Source organism: Kitasatospora sp. NPDC101155 (assembly GCF_044768305.1).
Taxonomy (GTDB): Bacteria; Actinomycetota; Actinomycetes; order Streptomycetales; family Streptomycetaceae; genus Kitasatospora.
Map to the genome: position 1 here is coordinate 1 of NZ_JBIWPN010000110.1, position 9,042 is coordinate 9,042.

6 protein-coding genes are annotated in these 9,042 nt (G+C 66.5%); 3 read left to right on the forward strand and 3 right to left on the reverse strand.

Annotated features, from left to right (window positions below; all coding sequences use genetic code 11):
- Positions 1–282: 282 nt before the first annotated feature.
- Entirely contained in the window at positions 283–594 is a 312-nt protein-coding gene (locus tag ACIRYZ_RS45845; RefSeq protein ID WP_402955501.1) for a hypothetical protein, read from the reverse strand.
- Positions 595–798: 204 nt separating this feature from the next.
- Positions 799–1,515: an ATP-binding protein gene (locus ACIRYZ_RS45850; RefSeq protein ID WP_402955503.1), complete on the reverse strand. Its 717-nt coding sequence runs from the start codon at positions 1,513–1,515 to the stop codon at positions 799–801.
- A gap of 4,846 nt (positions 1,516–6,361) precedes the next feature.
- Between ACIRYZ_RS45850 and ACIRYZ_RS45855 the strand changes: the two genes are divergently transcribed.
- Both ACIRYZ_RS45855 and ACIRYZ_RS45860 read left to right on the forward strand, forming a co-directional pair.
- Positions 6,362–6,613, forward strand: coding sequence for a hypothetical protein (locus ACIRYZ_RS45855; RefSeq protein ID WP_402955506.1), 252 nt, complete (start codon positions 6,362–6,364; stop codon positions 6,611–6,613).
- Between the two features lie 48 nt (positions 6,614–6,661).
- Positions 6,662–7,372: a DUF2637 domain-containing protein gene (locus ACIRYZ_RS45860; RefSeq protein ID WP_402955509.1), complete on the forward strand. Its 711-nt coding sequence runs from the start codon at positions 6,662–6,664 to the stop codon at positions 7,370–7,372.
- A 43-nt stretch (positions 7,373–7,415) separates the two neighbouring features.
- On the opposite strand, the gene ACIRYZ_RS45865 is transcribed toward ACIRYZ_RS45860, so the two are convergent.
- Positions 7,416–7,913, reverse strand: a complete 498-nt coding sequence (locus ACIRYZ_RS45865) for a hypothetical protein (protein ID WP_402955512.1) — start codon at positions 7,911–7,913, stop codon at positions 7,416–7,418.
- 656 nt (positions 7,914–8,569) lie between these two features.
- Between ACIRYZ_RS45865 and ACIRYZ_RS45870 the strand changes: the two genes are divergently transcribed.
- Positions 8,570–9,037 (forward strand): hypothetical protein, encoded by a 468-nt coding sequence (locus ACIRYZ_RS45870; protein WP_402955515.1) that lies wholly within the window; start codon positions 8,570–8,572, stop codon positions 9,035–9,037.
- Positions 9,038–9,042 lie beyond the last annotated feature (5 nt).

Genomic DNA, 9,042 nt, shown 5'->3' on the forward strand with positions numbered 1-9,042 from the left:
GCTACCTCACGCCACTCGAGATTCGGCGGCGGCACCGGCAAGGTCACACCCTCGCGGCGTAGACAGAGAGTGTCCAACCGCAGGGTGGAACTTCAGTCCTTCGTGGGCTTCGGTTCCACAGCCGCTCTCGGGCCGGGTGACTCGTCTCATCGGGGTCGGCCCCGCGGCCGTCGCCCTGCGCGGGCTATCGGTCCGCTCCCCAGGCGGCCGGGCCGGACGACCGGCCACGGACGGCAGCACCCTCCGGGCGAAGCCCCTTGCACCTGAGTCCGGACAAACCTGTCACCGCCGGAGCAAGCGGTGCAGATCCTGCTGTTTCGCGCAGTCTGCGAACATGGCATTTTCGCTCAAACCCGTGAGCAGATCGAGGACAGCGGCAAGCGGCTGATATTCCGTGCGGATGGCCGGGTGCTCACCACAGGCCTTCAAGTGCTCCCAAAGCGAGTGGAAGTAGTCCTCGAGCTCCAGACGCGCGTCGAACTGCGCGCTGAGCCGTTCGGGATCGAGGCGACGCAGGGCGTCGCGGTCGAGCTGAGTCACCGAGGTGATGATGCCGTTGAGGACTTCACGGCTCTCGGTGCTTGAGCTGGGCATGGTTCTCCTGGTGATGTGCGCAGTGGATGATTGAGGCTCGACGCTCGATGTGCCCTCCGGCCTGGTCGGATCGCGGGCGCCCGCACGCCGGTGGACGCAACCGGTGGCGGGTGGTGTTCGGGAACACCGCGTCGTGCCCGGAGCACGGCTTGCCGGCCGGGCATCGGCGACTGCGGCGCGTGGCCGGCGACCGCCCCTGAAAGGTCACCACGCGGCAGTGCTCCGACCGGACAGCGGGACGGCGGCCCACACCGAGCAGCTGCCGTCCGTGCTCAGCCGAATCCCCCACTCCTGCGAGTAGCCCGCAACGAGCGCCAGGCCCCTGCCGTGGTCCTCGTCCGGCGTGGCGCGGTGCAGCCGCGGCACCGTGGAAGTCTTTCCCTGATCACGGACCTCGAGCAGGAGCCGGTCCGCGGTCCGGCGCAACCAGCCGGTGATGTGTGCACTGTTGGAGTGCTCGAGGGCATTGGTGACCAGTTCGGAGATCACGAGCAAGGCCGCGTCCCGGGCATGGTCGGCCCGAACGTCCTCGGCGTCCAGCCACAGCCCTGTCAGCCGCCGGGAGATCGGTACCGCGAGACCGAGAGATGGCAGCCTGAAGGACAGCGGACGGCCCCTGACCCAGTGGCTCAGGACATCCTCGGCGAGAGTTCCCGTCGGCCGTCCCTTGGTCTCTGCGGTGGTCAGTGGAATCTCCTCCTCGGTGAACGGCGGGGTCGCTTCCCGGCTCACGAGCCGAAAGCGGCTGCCGGTACGAATGCTCGCGGCTTCGCGGCTCAGGCCGCGCCCGGTGCGTGAGGACCATTCCCTCCGGCGAGCAGGCGGCTCCCTGTTCGCTCGACGCTGGTTCGTGCGTTCTCCACGGCTCGTGGCCGTTTCGCCGGGGAAGGCTCCTCGGTCCGTCCAGGGCTCTTCTCCCACCGGAGGATTGGAGCAGCTGGCCGAACGGGCGCCGGACTGGTCGAAGTAAATCAGAAATAGATTATCCGCGGGAAGTGATTCGCTCCACCTAAAGGGGGCGTGTTTATGTAATGCAGGCGCCTAGTGTGACGGTAAGAAGAGTTGTGCGCGCCGCCGGGGATCTGGCGGAATGAACTTGGCTTGTTCCGTTCACTCAAGTCCGGTCTTCGTGCCGAATGGCGGATGGCCAGGGTCATTGATCTTGGTCTTCGATGGGGCTATTTGGGCGATAGGTCTTGCAGGTGCCCGAGGGTGGCCGGCGACTCGCTCATGGAATTCCGCACCGACCTGGCCGAAATCAGCCGTTCCGCTCGTGCGCGTTATGGCCGGGACGGCGCCAGGCCCGCCGACCGCCTTCCGGACCGGTCCCTCTCAGGCGGCTGGCCGACGAGGAGGAACCGGGGGGCCGTGCGGCCAGACGTTGCGTCGAAACCGGCGGCATCGCCGACGAGCAGGCCGCCGCCGATGGCACCGGGACCGGCCGATTCACCCGCATGGCCGAGCGTGCCGGAAATGCAAGCGCCTGTGCGACTGGACCGGAAACCCCTCCCGCCAGGCAATTTTCATATTCTGGATTGCTCGCTCGGAAAATTGGACAGCCTATCCGAAGGGGACTGCCGAATGATCACGGAATGCCGCCCGCGGGAGCCGGTCGGGATCCGTGGCAGCGATCAGGAGACTGACACAGCCCAGATCGGATCGCAGACCCTTCTCGCCACGAGTGGCTTCCGCAATACTCACGCTGACGTGAACGGCCGAGTCCTTGATCTTCTCGGAATCCGGGGCCTCAAGCTCGGACGGCACCGGAGTGGCAGCTCTCGTAAGAGGCTCGCAAACGGGTGAAGCCAATCCTTCCGTGATGCGCCGCCCGAAGCTCCGTGGGTCGCCTCCGAGTAGACCGTCCCGGTGATCCAGGCGTGCATCGCGCTTGTGACGTGCCGGCGGATCGCCGCATGCCGGACCTCTTGTCATCCCTCCCGCGCGCAAATGAATTGGCGCAGTGATGCCTCCATCTCCTGTGGGCACCTTGTCCAGGAAGAAAGGTGGAGGTATGTGTCCGAAGGTGTTGTTTCGTTGGCGCGCCACCAGAGACTTGCGATTATGCGAAGATAGCACCAAGATTCTCGGTCCCCGCGTACGCCCGATCTGCTCTGTGCCGGTTCGATCACGTTTTGACAGGTCTTTCGGCAAGGCCAAACGTTGACGGTAAACGCACTGACTTCCAGACAAACGCAGGCGGCCTACCACCCGTGGCACACCCGGGGCGGCGCCCGCGACGGGCCTGCAATCGGCGATGACCACGGCGGACTCCCGGGAAGTCTCCGGCCTCCGGTCCGGTCGCGGGGACGCCCGCGCAGGTCCCCGCGCCCGGTCGGCCCTTGGCGCCGGGGGGCAACTGGCGGACCACCGGAAAGGCGGACATGACGAGAGGTCCCACGGTGGCGTCTCGCAGACCCCGGTCGCGCTGTGGCGACCACGCCGGCCTTCCCCGCATCAGGTCGGCCGTCCCGCCGTGGAGCAGGATCAGACGCCGCGACGGCCTCCAGGGGCACGCCGCGGAGCTCGGTGTCGTGGCCGCGCGCCTGGTCGGCGCTTCCTCGACCGGTACCCTCCTGGTGGGTGGCTTCGGTGGTGCCCTGCCGACGGGGTCCGGCGAAGGCGGTGCGGGCCGCCGGCAGATCCTCGCCGGCCCGGGCACGGGCTTGTTCCCGCTCAAGTCGGCGAGCGGCAAGCCGGCGACGAAGGACGGTTCCTTCCGACTCGTCGCCCTCTCTCGCCATCCGGTCCGAGAGTCCGCTCGGGGCGGCTGTTGGCGTACTCCGTCGGTGGCCGGGCGCGGGCCGCGCCGTGAGCGGGTCTCTTGGGGGTGGCGCGTCTCCCTGGTGACCGGATAGCTCCCACTGCTCCCGAAGCCGACGGCAGGCGGCAGCGGCGGCGGCGGGACCGCAGGATCGGCAGGTTTCCGGGTCCTCGGCGTCGCGGACGACCAGGGGCCCGCGGCAGAGTGCGCACTCGGGGCTTCGGACCGGCCTGGTCCCTGTGACCGTCTCGCTCGCCCTGTCGACGACCCTGATCAGCCAGGGAAGCGGGGAGACCACCGAAGACCACGGCACAGCGCCGACCGGCTCCCTGCGTCGCGCGAACTCGCACGCCGACTCGAGAGCGTTGAGGATCACGGCGCCATGGACCTCAGGGGATGTGCTGTAGTCGGCGAATGTTGCGACAATGTGCTGAACGAGGAGGTCGAGCTGTCGCTCGGTCAGCCGGTCAGCGAGTTGCCTCGGCAGGCGCCCGAGAGCCGATGACGCGGCTTGCCGTCCCCATCGCCTCTGCTCGTTGGTCATCGACTGGATCATCTTCTGGTCGGCTCGCCAGCTGCCGTGCCCTGCCGGGCTTGCTCCGCCCCCCGCGGCTCCCGCAGCGCGTCCTCGCGCGCGGGGGCGCGCGGTTTCCGGTTCGCGGGACGAACAACCACCCACGACGGCCGACATGTTCAGCACGTCATGTTGGGGGGATCGTGTTTCTGCCACCGGATCGGGGGGGCCCAGTGTCACCGGACCGGGGGAGCCGGCTGTCACCGAACCGGGGGCCTCCCGCCACACGCCGAGCGAGGCGCCGCGATGGGAGTCCGGTCCGGAGTCGAAGACCTCGACACCGCCGCCTGCGGGCCTGTCCGCGGACCGCAGCGCGGGAACGGGCCCGTTCGGGAGAGACCCGCTCTGCCCGCTCGGTACGCGGACGGGCGTGGGGTGGACGACGTATCTGTATCCCCTCTTCTCACCCGGTCTTCTGCTCACCCAGCCCTGGACCAGGAGTTCGGCCACCGCTTCGCGGGCCGTGTCCTCCTTTATCTTGCACTCACGCGCGATTCGCGCGACGGGAGTCGACTCGGTGAACCGCTGCCGCAGGGAGAGCAACGCATAAACCTTGAACCGAGTACCGGCCAGATGCGCCCGGGCATATGAGCCGACGCACACGGCAAGCTCATCGTCGGCCAGTGGGCGAACACACCGGTTCATGGTTCGGGTGGCGGGATTTCGAGACGTGCGAACCAGATTCTTGGCCTTTGCCTTGGCGATTAGGCGGTTCACACCGCCCCGGGACAGTCCCAGCTGTCTCCCGATCGTCTCGTCAGCCGCGAAGCACAATCCTGACTTCCAGCCGTAGTCCTGCACCAGCGTCACGACCCGGATAAGGTCACCGGTCAAGTCCCTGTCACTGAGCCACGCCGCCGGGAACCGGGTAGCGGGCAGGCGAACTTGCTCGGCCGCACGCGCCTGCCCGTGAGCAGGTCCGGGACCCCCAGCCGGTTCCGTGTGCAGAGCGCCCGAGTACCGCGGACTCACGGAGCACCGCCGAAAGCCCGACGCTCGCTCATTTCCCTGGCCGGCCAGGTCGAGCGCCCATCGACACCCGGATTGGTCGAGGAGCGATGCACCGACCGTCCCAAAGTCGTCAAGGCGACTTTTTTCGCCGTCGGCTCCATTTGAGCGGTGATCACTCGTGCTTGAGAGCCTGCTTGGGGAGGTCCTTGGAGGTTTCGCTCATTGAGGACTCCGTGCCCTCCTCCTGGACGGATGGAGCGATGACTCGGGACACGGGCAGGGGCTAGCTGGCAGAATTTGATTCGGTGATGCAAAATGGCAGTGCCTACTTACGGACGTGTGAGGAGGCAACAGCCCGTCAGGACACAGGTTCTCGCAGGATCCCAGGTGTGCAGATGGGCCGAGGCAGCGGTGGATTCCGTCGTCGACTCGGGCATGCGCTCAGTGACGGCGGAAGCAAAGCGTTCAGACGCCGAGGCATGTGCTTGGCGCGAGGACGGTGAAGGTCCGGTGGTGCGGACCGAGCCGTCTCGTTGCTGCTAGGTCATGTCAAGACCTCCCCGTAGGGGAGCAGGGTGGTTGAAGAAGGCCGAACGAACAATGAGAAACGACCATGAGTGGTCGCTTCTGCCAGGCGCGGTTTCGCGTCCAGATGCCTGAGGGGTGATCTGGAACAGCGATGTCGCGCCGACTGCCCCTGGAGCCGTCCGGACCTGCCAGAGTCCGGGCGGCTGATCCATGACTGGGCCATGGCTTGACCAAGAGTACCCGGTTCATAACAGAGTGTGAATGCTTCTCGTGTACGACTCATCTCCGGGATCCACGGCAACTGCTTGAGGGAAAGTTCGTTCGAGTCGGCCGACGGGCGGCTTGAACGCTCCCGTTCCCGTCGCCGGGGAAGGTTTCGGGCGGGACGGTCGAAACCCGCGATCAGCCGAGGATTCCGCGGTCGCGGTGGGACGCCGCCACCAGTCATCCACGGGCCGGCACGGAGGCTGCCAGTTGATCACCAAGTGGGGTGCGACTGCGTCGATCGCCACCACGACTCATGTCGACGGCCATGGTGTGGCATCAAACGGTTCTGTCATTGGTCACCCAAATGAGACACACAACTGACATGCCGCTTAGATAACCTGAACTTCCGTCAATCGGCTGACTGAACGGCAAAGGTCGCAACGGGTGCGTCCGTCCGAAGCCTGGCCACCCGCGGCTCCGCGCGCCGGCGCGCCATGTTGGGGAGAATGGCAGAGTATCTGGCACCCTTCGCGGCCACCGTGCTTGGACATTGGGGAAGCCGAGCGAGCGGAGAAGGTGACGCTCGCTTCGACCGCTCCCCTCCAGGGACGGTCGCAGGACTGCTGCACGCCCGGGCGAGGAGCTCGGTGACCCGTGTAAAAGCTCTGAGCGCGGGAAGCGTGAGCATATTTCCGGACACCCGGATGCCGTACATTTCTCGGTGATTAGCCCATCGTTGTCGGGGCATGAGTGCAACAGCCAGGCCGCCTGTTCCATTGCTGCTGGAGCGCGACAGGATCTGTAGTGCCGGTGATAACTGGCTATTCGTTCCAGGCCGGAGGAACGCCATGGGTGATCTGGAAAGTGGTTATCTCGTAAGGAATGGCGAACGGGTGGCGCTGACGCATTGCTCACTCCAGCTGGCCGAACTCTTCCGCATCCTGCGTCGGCTTGAGTTTGAATTCTCGATGCGGCTGTATCGATCAGAGAAAGACTGATTGAGACCGCCAGCCTAGATCAACAATGACGCGAACAGGAGGACTTCTTTGCGCGAGTCAATGAACACCGCTTTCAACTCGTACTACGCAGCTGGATTCATCCCCGATGGCGGAGTGATACACAACCACGCCCTCTGGCCACCCGCAGGGCAGCTGGCCGCCGACCTGCCCTATCCGGTCGTCAATGACTGGGCTGATCCAGGCCTGCAGTCGTACCCTTCGCATCCGGAAGCGCTCGAAGAGGAAGCCGGCCTGCAGGCCATGGGTTTCCGCCCCAAGTTAGTCGCTAACCACCGGGAGCGTCACGCACGCCCGGCGCGCCGCCGGTCCGACATCATGGGATCCGTCATCGGATTCCTGACTGCAACGATCGTCACTGTGGTGTGCGTCCTCGGATGGGTAATCTCCTATCACCCTCTGCAGGACGTGGCCCTTTCCCGGCTGCCGAGGGGCCTGTCCCAGTACTGGCCGGTCGTCGTCTACGGGCCGTGGATAGCCGCTTCCCTCTCCGTTCTGCGGGCAGCTCTGGGAGGACGAGAGGTGGCGAATTCCTGGACGGTCATCCTGGCGTTCGCAGGTATCGCCAGTCTCCTGTGTATCGCCGACACGCCCAGCACAATGTCTGAGGCCGTGGTCGCGGGCCTTCCGCCGGTGACAGCTGTGGTGTCCTTGCAGCAGATGGTGCGCCAGCTGCTCGTAGCCCGACAAACGCGCCAGGAGGATCCTCGGCAGAAACCCTCACACCGGGCATCTCGCTAGCGCGTCAGTATTCGATGGAAGAAGCTAAACAGCCCTCACCGTCCTACACAGTGGGATTGGGCGGTGGCTTGACCACCAGCGCATCGAGGGACTGTTGGGCGCGGCCCAGGTTGTCCTTACCTGCGCGGCGTAGACCCGCCTTGGCGTACTTCTCGACCATGGTGGTGGACTTCCAATCGTCGGTGATGACCATGATCTCGGCTGGGCTGTAGCCTTGGGCCGCGAGGTCGGCCGGGACGCCGGCGCGCAGACCGTGGCTGGTGGCCTCCTTCGCGTCGAAGGCGGGGGTTCGCGCGACCATCCGCTTGAAGGCGCGGTTCACCGCGTGGCCGGTCATGCCGGTTCCGGAGCCGGGGACAGGCATGAGTCGGCCCCATCGGGTGATGCCGCGCAGCAGTGGCAACTGCGATTCCGCCTGGCCGAGTTCGGCGAGCAGTGAGATGTAGGTGCGGACGATGGAGATCGCCACCGGGTCGCGGACGACGTACTCCCGGCCGGTGGACCAGTGGTCGTTCTTGCTGGTGCGCTTGCCGACCAGCATCTGCTCGGTTCCATCCTCCAGGCGCTCGAAACACGATCGAGTCGATCCGGTAGGCCGCCTGTTCGGAGCGGCGGGCCCGGGTGCGGTAGCCGAGGTGCAGGATCGTCAGGTCGCGCCAGCGGGCGAGCGGGATGTCGGCGGTCGTGCCCTGCTGAAGGTGGGCGATGCGCGCGGCGTCGACGGGCGGGCTCGACTTCGGGGTGCGGCGGGCGCGGGTGCGCTCGCCGGCCTGCTTGCAGATCAGTTCGGCTGTCGCCTTCTTCGGGGGCCAGTTCTCGTACCCCGCAAGGGCATTGGCGTCCCGGATCGCGGCCATCGCCAGCCGAGGGGAGCTCGCCGGCGCACCTGTGCGGTCGCGTCCGCCGCGGCGCCGCAGGTGCGAGACATAGGAGACCAGGTTCGCCTCGCTGGTGCGCGGCCCCGGGTGGCGGCCGTTGTCGGCACACCAGCGGGCGAAGTAGCGCCACTGTTCGGCGTAGGTCTGGCTGGTGCGTGCCGGCCGGGCGGAGGCGAGGTCGTCGGCCGCGTCCTCGGTCCAGTTAGAGGACGCAACACATAGATTGATACATAGATGACGCCCGCGACGCCCTTCTCATCTGTGACACGTCTATTTGGGTTATTTGTGTTCGGGTCGATGGGCTGCAAGGGTGTGCACCATGAAGATCGCGATCACCGTGGAGAACCCGACCCCCGAGGCGCTCGAGAAGCTGCTCGCCTTCGCCGCCATGCCGGCCGCCGCCGTGACCGCGGCGCCCGACGACCGCTGGACACCGGAGCGAGCCCGCTCGTACTACGACCGCCTTCCGCCCCGCGCCCAGCAGATCCTGCTCCAGGTCGTCGAAGGCGAAGGCGAGTGCGCCGCAGACGAGTTGAAGGCAAATGGCCGAAACCTGCGGGGCTCCACCGGTGCCTTCCGGCGCGTGCTGTCCGAGGGCAAGCGCACCGGCCTCTGGCCGGACGCACTGCCCGTACCGCTGGTCTCCCACATCGTCGGCGGACAGCTCAAGAAGCTCGAAATGCCGGGACGCGACACAGTGAAGTTCCACCCTGCGGTTGGACACTCTCTGTCTACGCCGCGAGGGTGTGACCTTGCCGGTGCCGCCGCCGAATCTCGAGTGGCGTGAGGTAG

What these genes read in the sequence shown, in the direction of transcription:
- ACIRYZ_RS45845 (WP_402955501.1), bottom strand. Translation starts at nt 594, where the DNA reads ATGCCCAGCTCAAGCACCGAGAGCCGTGAAGTCCTCAACGGCATCATC.
- ACIRYZ_RS45855 (WP_402955506.1), top strand. Translation starts at nt 6,362, where the DNA reads ATGAGTGCAACAGCCAGGCCGCCTGTTCCATTGCTGCTGGAGCGCGAC.
- ACIRYZ_RS45865 (WP_402955512.1), bottom strand. Translation starts at nt 7,913, where the DNA reads ATGCTGGTCGGCAAGCGCACCAGCAAGAACGACCACTGGTCCACCGGC.
- ACIRYZ_RS45870 (WP_402955515.1), top strand. Translation starts at nt 8,570, where the DNA reads ATGAAGATCGCGATCACCGTGGAGAACCCGACCCCCGAGGCGCTCGAG.